Raw genomic sequence first — 15,955 nt, 5'->3', positions numbered from 1 at the left:
TGGAAGGTATATCATGGTCATCCGTTGTTGGCGGATTCTTCACGATCTGGTTTGAAGTCAACATAGTCTGTCTTGTCATGTAAGACATGCCATACGGCGACAAGTAACTTTCTCGCCACAGCAACAATCACCTTCATTTTGTTCTTTCTTCTCACAATTGTTTGGTGATACGAGAATCTACTGAAGAAACAGTCTTTCTGACGACTGGCAGCCCAGGCACATTGAATGATGGTGTTGCGGAGGTAGACATTGCCATGGGTAATTTTACGAGATTTGATTTTCTTGTTGGACTCGTCATTTCTTGGTCTCAGTCCACTCCAGGAAGCAAGGTGGTTTGCCGTTTCGAACTTACTCATATCCGTTCCGATCTCTGCGATCAATGATGTTGCGGCACGTTCCTTGATTCCTGGAATTTTCTGCAAGCGTTCGAGTTCCTCTGGAAAATGCTTCTCGCATATCTCCAACATTCTCTGCTGACATTCGTTTCTGTGGCTCTCGGCGATGCCAATCTCCTCATGGAGTTGGCGCAGTACATCTATTTCTGCCTGGGAGACAACGCCTGTCAATGAGGCTAATATCGTCTCCGCACCATGACGATTGACAATGCGACCATGAACAAGCTTCATCAGCTCGTTTGGATTTGTGACACCTTCCGAGAGCCTGCGCACGACATCGCGGTAACTCTTACACTCGATGTTGGATACATAATTGCTCAAGCGGATATTGCAACGTTGGAGTACGCCGTCCACCTTGGAAACCTTACGGACAATCTCAGCATTGAGGTCAAAGATTCGGCGATCGTACTGGCGAAGCTGTTGAATAATCTCTGGAGGAACGAAACTTCCCCTAACCAATTCCTTCAATGTACATTCTGCTATCCACTGGGCATCCTTGATATCACTCTTATGACCTGGAAGTTGCTTGATGAAATAAGGATTTACCAGACGCAGAGTAAAATGAGGAGAAAGCACACGCCATATTGGTATCCAATAGATACTGGTACTCTCCATACAAACCTCAAAAACATGATGCTTTTGGAGCAATTTCCGCATTTCTTCCAGCTGAAATGTTAAAACACCGAAAACTTGCTCAAATAATTCACCATCACTGTGCAAAATACAAAGAAAAATACTATCTTTGTGCACGTCAAGACCACATACTGCTTTCATAAGCCTACATTTTTGAAGTTTAAAAAATCAGTTAACGAACACTGCTTCAAAGATAATAAATATTTTTGTGACTCAGAGCACGTTAGTAGGATTTTTTGCAGTTGTGGTCTTGATTTCTCGAAAAACAAGGCTAATTTCGCACAATTCGAGGGAAATCATTGAAGTTTTTTATTATACTGGCTTATAATTCAGAAATTTTATCTAAATTTGCATCTAGATTGATTTAATAATAGAAAAAGAAAATAAATTATGAACGCAATTCACACAGACAATGCGCCTGCAGCTATCGGTCCATATAGCCAGGCTATCGAAGTAAATGGTTTTGTTTTTGCATCTGGTCAGATTCCTATCGACCCTGCAACAGGCAATTTCGTAGAAGGTGGCATCAAGGAGCAGACTCGCCAGAGCCTCACCAACGCCCAGAACATCCTGAAGGCAGCAGGTACCGACCTTTCTCATGTGGTTAAGACTACAGTTTATCTGAACAGCATGGACGATTTCGCTGCCATGAACGAGGTTTATGCCGAGTTCTTCTGCCAGCCATATCCAGCTCGTTCTGCCGTAGCTGTAGAGAAGTTGCCAAAGGGCGCCCTCGTAGAGGTTGAGGTTTTGGCAGCCAAGTAATTCTTCCTTTTTTCTATCAGGAAGTAAACATTCAAGGTGAAAATATTCTTTAGATGGTATCAAGCATTGCATTAAAGAATCTGATTATAGGCTATCGTTCGAAGCACCAGCTCCGGGCGATAGCCTCACCTGTTCATGCCTCGCTCAAAGCCGGTGAACTGACCTGTCTCATCGGAGCCAACGGAGTGGGCAAATCTACCTTACTCAGAACTTTAGCCGGATTTCAGCCAGCACTTGATGGCGAAATTCTGATTCAAGACAAATCTCTTTCCGATTTCTCAGCCCAGGAACTCGCCAGAGAAATCAGCATCGTTCTCACATCGAAGACAGACCATGCCCAGCTCTCAGCAGAAGAGATTGTAGGCATAGGCCGTTCTCCCTATACCGGTTTCTGGGGCACATTATCTGCTGCCGACAAGCAGATTGTTGCTTCTGCTCTTCAGGAAACGGGCATTCAGCATCTTGCCCAGAGAAACATCAGCGAACTGAGCGATGGTGAGCGTCAGAAGGTAATGATAGCCAAAGCCCTAGCGCAGCAAACCCGCATCATCATCCTGGACGAGCCAACCGCCTTCCTCGATTTCCCCAGCAAGATAGAAACCCTACAGATGCTCCGCCGTCTGGCGCACGAACAGCATAAATCCATATTACTGTCAACCCATGATGTAGAGTTGGCGCTCCAGCTCTCCGACCGTCTCTGGCTGATGGAAGAAAGCCGTTTCTCTATCGGCACTCCTAAAGAACTGGCTGCCGATGGTTCCTTATCCAGATTCATCAATCGTGACGGCATCCGATTCAACAAGGATTCCCTCCGCATCGAAATCAAATGAGTTTTCGTAATTGATTTTTTCTATGGTTGCACGCAAGCACATGAAGAAAAATTCTCAAGTGGCTCAGTTTGCTAACTCTAGTGGCTCAATCTGCTAACTCAAGTAGTTCAGTCAGCGAGTTCAGACGTCTCAGTTAGTTGATGCAGACGTCTCGGTAAGCCTACGGATACGGCTCCGTTAGCCTACGCAGCCATATCTGTACCCCGATGCAGTCATATTCGTAACCCAGCGCAACCATATTCGTAACCCAGCACAGCCATATTCGTAACCCAGCGCAACCATATTCGTAACCCAGCACAGCCATATTCGTAACCCAGCGCAGCCATATTCGTGAATAAGTTTTAGATAATTATCTATCATCCATCACGATTTACATATACCACGCGCATTAATGCACTAATATACAGATACTTAAATAGCGTGATAGATACTCCGAAAACGGGAATATCCATCACGCTATCCATCACGATTTGGGGTTATCCATCACGATTTTCTCACTACCAGATACCGCATTCCGTCGTTGAAACGCTTGCGATGGATGGTTGGCATCTGAGAAAGCTTGCGGCCGAAGGCTATGAGACTGTTCAACTTCAACGATGAACCGATGTGACTCTTCAGCTCCTGGAAAATCTCGGCTGCCGTAAGATACTCGCCCTGTTCGGCATTATCGATCAGGTCGAAATAGAGATCGAAATACTGGTCTACCGGAGAAACCACCTCAAACTTCCTGTTGTTCGCCATGATCAGTCGGGTCTGCTCCGCATCAAAATAAGTCTTCTCGCCTGCCCGTAATGCAGAAAGCGCCTGCGCATAGAGCTGTTCATAATTCGGACGCTGGCTCACATCGATAGGTCCCGTGAGCTCTACACCCAGAAACCGGCGATTACCGGAAGGATCGGAGAGGATATCCTCCATATTGCTCGTGGCGATAAAAGATGCCATTCTCGGAAATTCCTGAACATGACTGCCATACGGAGGCTTTATCTTGACACTCGGCAACTGGATGATGTTCTTCAGGAATCCCTGCTGCACCTGAGGAGAAATCTGGTTGAACTCATCCAGATTGATGACCAGCGACTGGCACATCGCCTGAAGCACCTGCCGTTTCTCTGACAATACGAGATTATCATTATACCCCCATTGCAACTCCGGCGGAACCAGAGACCGGCAGAAAGTACTCTTGTTGTAACCCTGCTTGGAGATGAGAAGTGGTGCCACAGAGTTGCCGTATTTGCGATGACTGTAAGCACGCCACTGGTCAACCATCGCCAGGAACCAGGTATAGAACCAATCCTCCCAATAAGGATTATCCGTAGGCACCGTGCGCGCCAAGGCACGGATATGATCCTTGCCATCCCACTTCCCCTCGCACTTGAACAGGAAGTTTTCTACAGGATTATAGGTAGAAAGAAGATCCGACTCCAGATAATTGCGCACATCCTTGATACTCACACGGATGTTGGCGAGTTGTACCTCCAGCGTCATGCGCTTCTGCACACGGGCATCCACAGGCTGATAACCCCAATAATCTTTTTCCTTCGACCTATATTCTGTGCATTTCATCACCGAATTATAACGGAAATCATATTTCTTACACAGAAATCCTATCATACTCAAGATATTGTCACTCAACTCCTTACTGTCGTTATCCACACCTCCGGAAGAGTGGCCAGCCTCCTTCTCATCAACGCTCTCCACCGGTTTTTCTGCGCCATGAAAGACTTCATTCAACGTCAGGGGCAAGGCATCTTCACGATAATAAGGAAAAGAATCTCTTGTCATCAGGAAATCGGAAAAGATAGAAGGCTCGGGCATCTGCATCTTTGCCTTTACCAGCACCTGATAAAGCGGAGCAAAGGTCAGGAAGGCCTGCTTGTAAATCCTGTCGGCTGCAACCTCCTCATCAGGTAACGTCCCCTTTGCCAGCGCATATTTCGCCAGAACATGCAGACTGATGCCATCGGCTCCCACAAAGGCTGCAAGAGTAGAAGGCAGACTGGCTACTTTCTGCTTGATGGCATCCATACCTCCATCCTCATTTATATCAACAAACGTAAGCAGCAGAACGCCGTTGTTTTTCTTCATCTTCAGGAGTCCATTCTCCGATTTCTGAAATTCTGCCGCAGGGTGAACATGCATCCAGGTTGGCATATCCTTATACCCATCATAACCATTCGTGAGATAAGGTACATATTCACGGAAGTTCTCCACGGTATTCCTGGCGTCATCGTTTACAATGCGCCCCAGAAAACGTTCCAGACTCTTGGTACTTACCAGGAGTTGGTTCTTTTTATTTCTATGTGTTATGGTAAATTTCATTATCTGTCATTTTAAAAAGTTTATCGACACGAGACACTTTATTTCATACCATGAAACTGTTTGTTTCAGAAGAGGAAAGTACGTATTTTTTATAAGTGATTGAGAATGAGATAAGTTTTTATCTCATAAAAAGAAGAGGTTACGAATTAGAAATAAACAGAATGTAGCATCCTGCTGTGATTTGCATAACCATCCAAAGAACTCTTTCGGTTGCAAAGGTACGATATTTAATCGGGGATAAAGAATGTTTTAAGATTTTTTATCCTCGATTTTTTGCTTGGGTAAATCTGTTTTTATTAAACCTTATTCTTCTCTATTCTTTGCTATTTCCATTTCAATCCATTCAAACTTATGTGGCAATGGTTCCTGTTTTTTGAATTGTCTATTTCGTTTGCATATTCTCATTCTTTCGTGTGTTTTGTATAAAAGTCAGCCGTCGTCGAAGAAAGACAGTCCTCATACCTCAGACTAACTTCCTCCGACTATGGCACGGCAAGAAAAATCCTTGACAGTATGCCTTGAAATGCTTCAAGACTATACTGCCAAGGACTTTTCTTTGTTTGCCGTGCTGACAACGGCTGATTTTTATAGCCACAACTCGCAGTTCCATTTTTTATCGCACAATCCAAACGACATGAAACAGTGGCACGCCACCCTTTCATGTCTCAGTAGTACGGCATGAGGAAAAGTGTTTCTTTTTGTCGGTTGCAGGCTAACCGATCAAAAGAAACACCATTCCTTGATTTGCCGTACCATTTTGTTTGCATACTCCACCGCAAGAAAGAAGTCATTGATGTAAACCTCAACGACCACTTTCATGCTTGGCTGCACAGCCTTGGAGAAAACCCGATGCAAGAAGCATGGACAAGCCATACTCTTCTTTCATCGGAATTTTTCTGATGGCTGTGCCATTTTTGTATGCGATTTCCATTTTTCAAGACGTTTGTAAGACGACGTTGTATCCATTTCTCAGAAATGAGTATGCGATAATCGTGCAGTCCAAAAACTTCCGTGAAGTTTCTATTTTCATTTGCCGCTCTGATTTTCTTTCCTCCACATGGTCTTTCCTTTTGGCATCAACCGTTATCGTGCAGGTGCAAAGGTATGGCAGCGGGCTTTGGAAATAAAAGGTCGAGCCTTCGGTTTTCAAAAAAATCTCCACACCGTTGGGTAGTATTTTTCCGAAAAACCTTGTATTTCCAGCCTCGCCGCCCTTGAAAGGCACCTGAAACGAAACGACCGATGCGACAGGAAGACGCAAAAAAAAATGTCGGAAAATGGAGCGACAAAAAGGTGAAGAAACGAGAACTTCCCTTCAGTTCCTGGAACCGCAAATAAATTTAATTCAAGGCTATATGACAACAAACATCAACATAACACAGACTTGGTGGAGATTACTCTCCGCAGTCGGCTCAACCCTCATCACTTTGGTGGCTTGGTTGGGATATATGGCTCTCTGCATGGTCGGTGAAGTCATATTAGGAATTGTGAAGTTCATCTTCGGCATCATCATTTCCATTCTTTCTATGGTGGTACTGATTGGAACATTCATTTGGTTATTAACACTTTAAAGTACAAGCGATATGAACAGAAGCATTGAAGCGATACCTACATGGGCACTCTGCTACATCATCAATGGCGATGCAAGCGGACTGACAGACGAGGAAATCCGTATGGTGGACGAAGCCATGCGCAAGAACAATATTGAGATAGTAAGTCCAAGATACAACGAGGACATGTGCACAGAACCTTACTTCAGCCATTATCCGTTCTTCGGACTGCCTACAGAAGTTGAGGACTGCGACATCATCTATCACGAGTAACAACCCCTTTAACAACATCAGACATGAACACTACAGAATATTTCAAGAGAACCATACAATCCTATTTGGAGGAGCGTGCTATGGAGGACGAACTCTTTGCAGCCAAGTATGACAACCCCGACAAGAACATAGACGATTGCGTCACCTATATCCTTAATTGGGTACAGAAGAGCGGTTGCAACGGCTTTTGCGATGACGAGATATATGGGCAAGCCATCCACTACTACGAGGAGAAGGACATCGAGGTAGGAAAACCATTGAACTGCCAAGTGTCTGTTAACCACCACATCGAACTCACAGAGGAGGAGAAGGCACAGGCAAGACAGGAAGCCATCCGCCAATATCAGCAAGAGCAGATGAACAAGATGCGTAACAGAGATACCGCCAAGCGCACCTCACAGAGAACGGAAACAGAAGTACACCAACCATCATTATTCGACACGTTATGAAACCAAGAACGAAATATCAGAAGCAAGTCGTAACCTCAAACAAGGGGTTACGACCTATCAAGGGAGCGCAAATGCAATGGGCATTCCGTGAATGCCTTGACCACTATGCCTTTCAGTTGAAACACGGACAGACCACCTGCATGGACTGCGGACACACTTGGACTACGGACGAGGATGCGGACAAATGTGTCTGCCCGAAGTGTAAGGCAAAGTTGGAAGTGCAGCGCACCAAGCGACAGAAGGCAATGTCTTCTACCTATTTCAGTGTACTCACCGAGCGCAAGGAACTGCAACTTATGCGAGCATTTCAGATGAAAGCCTATTACCGCAAGGGACAAAAGGCAGACATTTATTGTTGGGAGGTGGCACGCTATTGGATGAACGAGAAAGGCAAGGTGGAGGTTATGGCACGCAAGCGCACAATGGGTATCTATATGGACACGTTCTGCTACGACTCCGACATTGAACTGCGCAAGGACAACACCACCTATCAGCATATTGCTTCATTTCCGGTCTGCCCCGATATGAAAGTCATTCCTCAGATATGGCGCAACGGCTTTGACGGAGCGTTTCACGGCATCGAACCGCTTACATTGTTCAAGGCGATGCTGACAGACCACCGCATCGAAACAATGATGAAGCAATGTCGTTACGGACACGTCCGCCACTTCATAGACCACCCACGGCACTTGGAAACTTGTTGGAATGCCTACAAGATAGCCAACCGCAACCATTACCTTATTACAGACATCGGCAAATGGGCGGACTACATCTGTATGTTGGTAGAAATGGGCAAGGACATCAGAAGTCCACATTACATTTGCCCCGACAACCTTGAAGCCGAGCACGACAGAATATCCGAGAAAATCAGAGCAAAGAAAGAAAAGGAGCGTACCGAGGAGGAGATACGCAAGGCATTGAAGAACGAGGACAAGTTCAAGGAAATGAAGAGCCGTTTCTTCGGTTTGATGTTCACGGACGGCAATATCGTGGTGAGAATGCTTGAAAGCGTCAGGGAGCACGTTCTTGAGGGCAAGGCGATGCATCATTGCGTAGGCAGCGGTACAAACTATTCACTCAATCCCGACTGCATCATCTTCTCTGCAAGAATAGCCGAACAAAGGGTTGAGACCGTGGAGTTTTCACTCGAACAGATGAAAGTCGTACAATGCCACGGACTACAGAATAAGGATACCGAGCACCATGCTGACATCATCAACTTGGTGAACAGCAATGCAAGACTTATAGAGCAGCGTATGGTTGCAACGACATGAAATCCATATCGGCGGAGCGATGAAAATTCGTTCCGCCACTTTCTTTCTTGAGCCGAGGAGCGGAAAAGAAAGTGGCAAAGAAACCGTCTTTTCCTTATCTGCGATGCTTGCAAAGAACAAAGGACAGCCCCCAATCAAAAGGACTGTCCTATTTTATAAAACCTTATACTATGGAGTAAACAAGAGCAGATACTCCATTTTTCTTCTTCGCTCGATGGAAGGCACTATCTTTCCGTTCCACCTTTTGAAGTCCACATAGTCACGATAGATGTTTCTGTTGCCACTTCGCATCTTGGCATACATCCGGCTTTTCATCACCTTTCCACATCCCACATTGTAGGCAAGTGCAGCCAAGAGCAGCGAGTCACGACCGAAGTCACGAAACATGGCGCAGAGCTTTCTGAGGTCAGAGCGCAGCAATGCATCGGCTTGCCGTTCCGTCATTCTTGGAGAAAACCGCTCGCCAGGCAACAGCTTGTGCCCATATCCGACATAAGGATGATGCTTCGGTCCGTGCAGACCCTCGTACTTCTTGATGCAGGCGACAGCCAACTCAAAACGTGACACATGACGAACTCGCTTTATCGCCCCTTGCGTCTGGGCAGACAAGCTGCCCGATACAAGAAGCAAGGCTAACAATATCATCAACCTCATACGCTACCGAGTTTGTTGGCACTTCTCGCAAACTCTTCCTCCTCATCAGTATCGTTGAAGTTGAACTCCACTTCGTATGACTTGCCGAAGTTGTCCTCCACCACCACTGTCAGCGTCTGTGTCTCCGTGCTTGCCGAGGTATAGTAAAGACGGAACTTCTCGTTCTCCAACAGATAGCGGTCGTTTGGTTGGAACACCGTTCCGTTCTCCATTCTCAACGAGCCTTTTCCGTCATGCTGAAAATAGCGGATGGTATAGATGGTGCCGTCAAACTTTCCCTCCGCCTTCAACTCGCAGCGGATTTCAACGGTCTGTCCACGCACAATGTCCTTTGGCACAGGCATCGTCTCCACCTTGAAAGGATACGACTGCTGAATGTCCAGCTCATCGCTGCACGATGAAAGGATTACCGACACGGCACACACGAAAAGGAATGCCAATACGCTCACTGATTTCTTGATTTTATTGTTCTTCTTCATTGTCTTGATGTTTTTGAATGATTGTTACTTTCTTGTCTTATGGCTCATCAGGTACTCGTTCAAGTCCTTGTAACCTGTGTATAGATGCGAATGGTCAATGAACTTATCGCCATATCGCTTTTGCAGTTCGACACAGGCATTCTCGCCAGCTTCGTCATTGTCCAAGTGACAATACACTTGTGCATAGCCATCTAAAAGATGATGCACCTTTTGCATATTAGCCACCGAATTGAGGATAATATGATCCTCACCACGACCTATACCGAGCATGACGGCAGAGAGGAAATCCATAAAACCCTCGTACAGATGGCAGACGTTGCTGTTCCTGCCAATGAGAGTGACGTCCTTTGGCGACACGCAACCTTTGAAGAAGCGGTTGCGTATCTCGTAGCCATCGCTGTTGTTCTTGAAACCGACAGCAAAGAACTGTTTGCCATTGTATCGGTATTCCACCTGACAGCAGAAACGGCTCGCCACGTCAGCCGATATGCCACGCTCACGCAAGTATTGCCGAAGTGCAGGATGGCTCAATGCCTTTTCCACAATATCACTAAAGGGATTGCCTTTCGCCTTCACAGCCTTTTCTTCTGTTCTTTGATAATGCTGAAACGATGTCGGGAAACTGCCACCAAGCGTTTCAGATATGAACTTGGCTTGTGCCACAAACTCATTGCTGTTGATGAACTCCCCTGCGAGGTTGAAGATGTCACCACCTCTGGCGATGCCATAGTCATACCAGACATTCTTGTCCGTTGATACCCGAAGCGAAGGATTGCGGTCGTTGCGGTATGGCGCATGATACCAAAGTCCCGAAGCCTTGTGCTTGACAGGCTCAATGCCGAGAATATAGAGAAAGTCCACGATAGGCACTTGTTTGATTTCATTGATATCCATAGGCTCACTGTTTTAGTTGATGATGAACTTCATGCCGATGCCAAACTGCGTGTGGAAATGTCCCGTGCTGTTGCCCCAAACAAGCCTTTCCTTAACGGAAGCGGTCAAAGCTATAGCATCCGACAGGTATATTTCCGTTTCCAATGCCACGGCACCACCATAGATAAACGCTCCCTTGTTCTGCAAGGTCGCTCCGTCCGACATGGTTCTCTTGCCCCAGTTTACGGACTCATAGCCAGCCAGTGCCGTACCTCCGATATAGAACAGCACCGTCTTACTGTTGTCGGAAAGGAAGTTGTAGGAATAACCGAACTCGCCCGTCATTTGTGCTATTGGAACGGAAGTGTTACGGTAAGGCTGATGTACTTGCAGATATTCCGCCCCATACGTCCACTTGTCACCACCTTTGGTATAGCTCGAAAGTCCGAGACCTGCATAATAGCCAGCCTTGCAGGACTTCTTGCCGTTATATACTCCGTCAGCCATGCCGACCTTCACCTCGATGCCTTTCATCTGAGGAAGGCATCGTTGGGCGAATGCCTGCCCTGCGGTGAGGGCAAGCATCGCCATGATTGCAATGTTTCTTCTTTTCATCCGTTACTTCACGCTAAGTTCGTTGATTGTCAAAGCTCGCACCAAGTCGCTGTTCTCCACGACAAACGACTGATGGCGACCGCCTTCCTTCTCGTTCATCTCCACGACAAGCTCCTTGTCGTCGGGAATGGTAAATTTCGGCAAGCAGAACACCGTCTGCTCCGTTTTCTTGCCAGCCACACGCACCACATAGTTGTAGGCACGGACAGGAAGAAGCACCTGCTCCTGAATGGCGGTTCGCTTCGCCACCTTCTTGTCCACCACCTTGAACGTGACATAGTCCACGTCAAACGGCACGTTGCTCTGGTTCTTGATTTCTGTGTGGAAATACAGCAAGTCGCTGTGTACATAGATGCCCTTCAAAAGGTACTGGATTCCGAAACGCTTGCTGCCGATGTGCTTCACCTTGCGCTTGTTCTCCTTATGGATGGACTTCATGATGAGGTGTACCAGCATGGGACTTTCCTTGCCCAACTCCTTGAGATAAATCTCCTGTGCATTGTTCGGACGGTTCACCGCCTCACCGTCATGGATGAAGTCAGCCATCTCGATATTGAGCATGAGCGGTTCCTTGGCATACTTCACATTGAATGTGTAGAATGAGCCATTCTCCGTGATGACGCTCATATTGGTCTCTTTCTTGAAGTTCTTCACGGCTGCTTTTACACGGATAACATTCTCCGCACCGTCCGCCTTGCCAGCTATCAAATCCTCTGAACCCAAGTCAACGTACTTGACAGAGGCAGGAAAGAGAATATGAACCGTCTTGTCATAAGTCACTTCCAAACCATGAGGTGGAATCATGCGGTCGAAGGTCAACTTCTTGGTCAAGCCGTGATAGAGGTTGCTGTTCTCTTCCTTCTGCGGATACACCTCCTTGGTCAAGGTCAGCTTCTCTTCCTGGTCGGAAGAAACATTGCTTACTTGCTCAGTCTTTACAGACTTCTGCGCTTTTTTCTTGCCTGTCTTCTGCGCTGATGCAGTGCAGGCTACGCCCAGCATAAGGGCGAACATGATTGTTGTCTTTTTCATTTTGGTTTGCTTTTAATTAAACTTTTGGATTAAGTGGTATAAATGTTGTTGCCTTTCGGCTAATCTTCCTCTTGGTAGAGCATGACCCTGTAGCCAGCCTTCAGGTGTATCTTGACGGTACGCATCTTCTTGGAGATATACTGCGACACGCCTTGTATGACACCTTTTCCCAAGTCGGAGGCAAGCTGTGCCCCGGCATTGGAGGAAATGTTGATGCTGCTGTTCAGCGAGCTTCCCATGTTGGCACCGACTTCATTGGCTGCGTCAACCTCCATCGACTTCGGAATGAAGATGCCCTCCTGACCGTCATTGTCATAGACGGCAAGCTCAATCGGGATAATCATGCCGTTGTGCTCAATGGACTTCAAGGCTATGGAAAGCCTTTCGCCTTGCAATCGTGCCACTCCGACAATGACAGAATTTCGTGGTATCTCTCTATTGCCGACACGCATGGCTTCCAGCAGTCTCAACCTTACTGCCTGTCCGTCCGTTATGGTCTGGTTGCCGTGGATGCAGGCAGAAATCGTGTTTTTGTCGGAAACACCACCTCTTCCGATGGCGGTATTGAACCTTGCCGAAGCCTTTTCCGAGTAAGAGGCGACAAACTCCTCGTTACTCATGGGGCGGGTCAAAGACGAGACCACACGCCTTTGCACTTGCCTTACAGAGGAAACCTTGGCTTTCTTGCCCTTGGTGACAGCTTCCTTGTTTTCCTCTGTTGCTGTTTCAGCCGATGAAGGACTTGCCGCATTGGCATTTCCACCAGGCATGTACTTTGCCGCAAGTTGATAGGACTTCTCCATAAGGGCGACTTGCTCGTCCATATTGGAACGCTTGTTTTCCTGCTGCATCATGCTTGCCTCCAGCTCGTCAAGACGTTTCCTCAACTCAGCATCTTCGCTGCTTCCCCCTTGCTGTGGCTGTTCATAGAAACCGCCCAAGGTCGTGTTCAAGGTTTGGTATGCCTCGGCAGACGAGCGGATGGCATCCGCCTCTTTCCTTTCTTCCTTTGTTGGCTGCTGCCCAGACTGCATCAGGTCAAAATCCTTGCCTTGACCGGATGCTGTCGAATCAATGCCTGGCATGTACTCACCAAGAGTGTTCATTGCTCTGCTTTTTTCCTTTTGCTTGTTGGCAAGATCCTCCTTGGAGTATGCCTTACGCTTGTCCGCCTCCACATCAGTCTTCTCCGCATCAGGCATTTCCATGTTGAATCCCTTGCTGCCTTTCTCACCCTCTGATGCCGACGGCTTGAAGATGAGCCATAACACCAATGCGCAGACGAGACACATGCACGGTATGGCTATCATCTTGTTGCGCTTGATACGCTGTTCCTCTGTCAAAGGCTTCTTTTCCTTTGGAGCCTTATCCGGCTCCACCTTGTCATTCTTCTCCTTCTCCATGTGTCAATTCATTTTGGTTGGTCACTTGCTGCCCCTTGTCGGTGGGCAACTTTACACTCTCAATATGCTCAACCTCTATATTTGAGGTCTTGCCGTTTCCAAAGTTGATGATGGCTGAACCTATCATGTAAAGGCTACAGAGGGCAAACAAGCCGAACATGACGAGCACGACTTTCAGTCTCACCCTTGGCGGAAGGGAATCCAGCCTGTCACGCAGTCTTCCCTTCATACCATTCACCTTTTCTTGGATTGTCTTTATCGGATTTTCCATTCTTGCTATTTTTATCGTTCTACTGTACTGATGTCCCTGTTCTCCACAATGGTGAAACCTTCAATGGTAAAACCATTCGGGTTGTCGTCGGAGCGTGTGGCGTTCACCAACCTGCATACGGTGACAAGACTTCTCTCCGTCACATTGCTCTCTCGGAGTATCACCTGCCGTGCGTAGGTCTTGGCTTGATAAGGGTAGTTATCAAAGTTACAGACCACGCTGTCAACTTGCAGCGACTGGTTGATGTTTCCCGCGATGAGTCTGTTGTAAAAACCTTTCTCCGCAAAGTCCTGGTAATAGTTGTATGCGCTCTTGTCTGCCAGCAGCAAGGCTCGTTTCACGTTGTGCTCGATGGCGCTCTTTTCGGGAGATAGCGTAAAGAACAGCTCATGAAAGCGTCTCACGTGTTCCCTTGCCTCGGCAGGTCTGTTCTGTGAGAGGTCTTGCGAGAGGGCGAGCATCAGCGACTTGCCTCCATCAAGGACGTATATCTTCTCGCGTTGCTTCTCCGCAAATCTGAATGCGAACACCACCGAACATATTGCGACAACAGCGCAACCGATGACGAGGACGATGCAGAACAGGCGTATCTGCCTGAACGAGGTCTCGATATTCTTCAATGACTTGAATTCCATTTTTCTTTTCGTTGTATTGTTCATGAATGACTATATTTTCTTAAATCCGCTCTTGATGAGCCTTCCGGCACGTCCTGCCACATTTCCAGCCGTTGCTCCTGCAATGCTTCCGCCCAGTGAGCCTGCCGTGTTCACGTTCCGGTTGTAGTTGCCGATGCCGCCACCTGCCTGTATGATCCATCCCGCCACGGTCGGTATGGTGAAGTAACCGATGATTCCGATGATGAGGAAAACGATGTAAACACCGTTGCTTGCCTCAATGGAAAAGTTCGGATCGTTCTGCAATGCCTCGATGTCGTTTTGCAGCATCAGCACCTGTATCTTGGCAAGGATGGTACTGAACAAGTCCGAAACGGGTAGCCAGAGATAAATCTGTATGTACCTGCAGAACCATTGCGTCAGCGTGGACTGGAATCCGTCCCATACCGATATGGCGAAACAAAGCGGTCCGAGGATGGACAGGACAATGAGGAAGAATGTCCTCAGCACGTCTATGACCAGTGCAGCGGCTTGGAACAGCAGCTCCAGCAGTTCACGGAAGAAATCACGGATGCTCTTTTTCATGCTGTACATGCCACGCTCCACATACATTCCTGCCATTGTCACCACGTCGCCTGGTGACCAGCCGAGTTCGTCAAGCTGCTTGTCAAACTCCTCGTTGCTTACAAGGTATGCAGTTTCCGGATTGCGTTTCATCGCCTCATACTCCAGTTTGTCTTTCTGCGCCCGGTATTCATTCATGTCGAAGGTCTGTGTCTCCAACATGGAATGTGTACCTTGCACGATGGGACTCATCACGCTGTTGAGCGTACCGAGCACGATGGTCGGGAAGAACATGATGGCAAGTCCGATGGCAAACGGACGGAGCAGCGGAAATACATCTATCGGCTCTGCCCTTGACAGTGACTGCCAAACCCTCAGGGCGACATAGAACAGCGCCCCAAGTCCTGCAAGTCCCTTGGCGATGTCCGTCATGTCGGAACACAGCGGCATCATCTCGTCATACAGGGAGCGCAGTATCTGGTGAAGATTCTCGAAATCCATAGGCTACCAGTATTTCTCGTTTGACTTGCCGTAGAGTCCCATAATGCGGTCGAGGTCGTTTTTCTTCTTGGCACGCAGATAACTCACGGAAATGTTCTTGTTGGTATAATAGCTCACGAGATTGCGGTAACGCTTCATCTTCGAGTAGCAGCGTTCCACCACGTCCATTCGCTCCTTGTCCGTCATGGAAAGGGTCGTGATGTTCACCACATTCTTCAGTTCTGTCAGCACATCGTTGCTTTCCTCCAGCAGTTTGGTGTAGCCGAAGCCGATGGCGGAGAGTTCCTCCACGGAGAAATTGTCATCGTGCATCATCTTCTGGTAGTTGTTGATGTAGATGTCCGTGATGTCGCCCACCATGAGGATGGTCTGCTGCACCTTGCGTGCGTCCTTGACGAGGTTGTTCACCGACTTCAGCGCATCGTAGTACTTCTTGCCCTGCTCGTAAATCTTCACGGTCT

At 47.4% G+C, this 15,955-nt stretch carries 19 protein-coding genes; 6 read left to right on the top strand and 13 right to left on the bottom strand.

All coding sequences use genetic code 11. The annotated features are described in order from the left end of the window. Positions 1 to 17 precede the first annotated feature (17 nt). Positions 18 to 1,169 carry an IS110 family transposase gene (locus tag RCO84_RS14880; protein WP_293467028.1) on the bottom strand — a complete coding sequence of 384 codons (1,152 nt, stop codon included), beginning with the start codon at positions 1,167 to 1,169 and terminating at the stop codon, positions 18 to 20. 249 nt (positions 1,170 to 1,418) lie between these two features. On the opposite strand from RCO84_RS14880, the gene RCO84_RS14875 reads away from it, so the two are divergent. Both RCO84_RS14875 and RCO84_RS14870 read left to right on the top strand, forming a co-directional pair. Next, complete coding sequence (locus tag RCO84_RS14875) at positions 1,419 to 1,793, top strand: RidA family protein (RefSeq protein ID WP_317585531.1); 375 nt, start codon at positions 1,419 to 1,421, stop codon at positions 1,791 to 1,793. 53 nt (positions 1,794 to 1,846) lie between these two features. Then, positions 1,847 to 2,623, top strand: coding sequence for an ABC transporter ATP-binding protein (locus RCO84_RS14870; RefSeq protein ID WP_317585529.1), 777 nt, complete (start codon positions 1,847 to 1,849; stop codon positions 2,621 to 2,623). Positions 2,624 to 3,106: 483 nt separating this feature from the next. On the opposite strand, the gene RCO84_RS14865 is transcribed toward RCO84_RS14870, so the two are convergent. Next, a complete protein-coding gene (locus RCO84_RS14865; RefSeq protein ID WP_317585528.1) occupies positions 3,107 to 4,942 on the bottom strand; it encodes a VapE domain-containing protein in 1,836 nt (611 codons plus the stop codon). 802 nt (positions 4,943 to 5,744) lie between these two features. Further along, on the bottom strand, positions 5,745 to 5,873 hold the full coding sequence (locus tag RCO84_RS14860) for a hypothetical protein (protein ID WP_264911349.1): 129 nt from the start codon (positions 5,871 to 5,873) through the stop codon (positions 5,745 to 5,747). 424 nt (positions 5,874 to 6,297) lie between these two features. On the opposite strand from RCO84_RS14860, the gene RCO84_RS14855 reads away from it, so the two are divergent. The 4 genes from RCO84_RS14855 to RCO84_RS14840 are packed head-to-tail and all read left to right on the top strand — an operon-like array spanning position 6,298 to position 8,488. Further along, positions 6,298 to 6,513, top strand: a complete 216-nt coding sequence (locus RCO84_RS14855; protein WP_005823733.1) for a hypothetical protein — start codon at positions 6,298 to 6,300, stop codon at positions 6,511 to 6,513. 12 nt (positions 6,514 to 6,525) lie between these two features. Next, entirely contained in the window at positions 6,526 to 6,765 is a 240-nt protein-coding gene (locus tag RCO84_RS14850; RefSeq protein WP_022159259.1) for a DUF6926 domain-containing protein, read from the top strand. A gap of 23 nt (positions 6,766 to 6,788) precedes the next feature. After that, entirely contained in the window at positions 6,789 to 7,214 is a 426-nt protein-coding gene (locus RCO84_RS14845; protein ID WP_317583558.1) for a PcfK-like family protein, read from the top strand. Continuing rightward, positions 7,211 to 8,488 carry a PcfJ domain-containing protein gene (locus RCO84_RS14840; protein WP_317583556.1) on the top strand — a complete coding sequence of 426 codons (1,278 nt, stop codon included), beginning with the start codon at positions 7,211 to 7,213 and terminating at the stop codon, positions 8,486 to 8,488. The genes RCO84_RS14845 and RCO84_RS14840 overlap by 4 nt, the downstream gene beginning before the upstream one ends. A 168-nt stretch (positions 8,489 to 8,656) precedes the next feature. On the opposite strand, the gene RCO84_RS14835 is transcribed toward RCO84_RS14840, so the two are convergent. The 10 genes from RCO84_RS14835 to RCO84_RS14790 form a co-directional block, all read right to left on the bottom strand. Continuing rightward, positions 8,657 to 9,142 (bottom strand): lysozyme, encoded by a 486-nt coding sequence (locus RCO84_RS14835; protein ID WP_264906991.1) that lies wholly within the window; start codon positions 9,140 to 9,142, stop codon positions 8,657 to 8,659. After that, positions 9,139 to 9,630 (bottom strand): DUF3872 domain-containing protein, encoded by a 492-nt coding sequence (locus RCO84_RS14830; RefSeq protein ID WP_373690147.1) that lies wholly within the window; start codon positions 9,628 to 9,630, stop codon positions 9,139 to 9,141. Before RCO84_RS14830 ends, RCO84_RS14835 begins: the two co-directional genes overlap by 4 nt. 15 nt (positions 9,631 to 9,645) lie before the next feature. Beyond that, positions 9,646 to 10,515 carry a toprim domain-containing protein gene (locus tag RCO84_RS14825; protein WP_264906987.1) on the bottom strand — a complete coding sequence of 290 codons (870 nt, stop codon included), beginning with the start codon at positions 10,513 to 10,515 and terminating at the stop codon, positions 9,646 to 9,648. Between the two features lie 12 nt (positions 10,516 to 10,527). Further along, positions 10,528 to 11,109: a conjugal transfer protein TraO gene (locus RCO84_RS14820; protein WP_287830124.1), complete on the bottom strand. Its 582-nt coding sequence runs from the start codon at positions 11,107 to 11,109 to the stop codon at positions 10,528 to 10,530. A gap of 3 nt (positions 11,110 to 11,112) precedes the next feature. Further along, positions 11,113 to 12,141 (bottom strand): conjugative transposon protein TraN, encoded by a 1,029-nt coding sequence (gene traN, locus RCO84_RS14815; RefSeq protein ID WP_195204526.1) that lies wholly within the window; start codon positions 12,139 to 12,141, stop codon positions 11,113 to 11,115. Positions 12,142 to 12,200: 59 nt separating this feature from the next. Further along, on the bottom strand, positions 12,201 to 13,544 hold the full coding sequence (gene traM, locus RCO84_RS14810; protein ID WP_317583551.1) for a conjugative transposon protein TraM: 1,344 nt from the start codon (positions 13,542 to 13,544) through the stop codon (positions 12,201 to 12,203). Continuing rightward, entirely contained in the window at positions 13,525 to 13,815 is a 291-nt protein-coding gene (locus RCO84_RS14805) for a TraL conjugative transposon family protein (RefSeq protein WP_287830127.1), read from the bottom strand. The genes traM and RCO84_RS14805 overlap by 20 nt, the downstream gene beginning before the upstream one ends. 11 nt (positions 13,816 to 13,826) lie before the next feature. Then, the gene (traK, locus tag RCO84_RS14800) at positions 13,827 to 14,450 is read right to left on the bottom strand and encodes a conjugative transposon protein TraK (protein WP_068856390.1); all 624 of its coding nucleotides are present in this window, start codon (positions 14,448 to 14,450) and stop codon (positions 13,827 to 13,829) included. Positions 14,451 to 14,480: 30 nt separating this feature from the next. After that, a complete protein-coding gene (gene traJ / locus RCO84_RS14795; RefSeq protein WP_068856391.1) occupies positions 14,481 to 15,494 on the bottom strand; it encodes a conjugative transposon protein TraJ in 1,014 nt (337 codons plus the stop codon). Positions 15,495 to 15,497: 3 nt separating this feature from the next. Further along, positions 15,498 to 15,955 (bottom strand): hypothetical protein (locus tag RCO84_RS14790; RefSeq protein WP_317583548.1); only part of this gene is annotated, 458 nt, incomplete at its 5' end.

This window comes from Segatella copri, assembly GCF_949820605.1.
Taxonomy (GTDB): Bacteria; Bacteroidota; Bacteroidia; order Bacteroidales; family Bacteroidaceae; genus Prevotella.
Note: the sequence above shows the minus strand (reverse complement) of the source record. Positions and strands in the feature narration are given on the sequence as shown.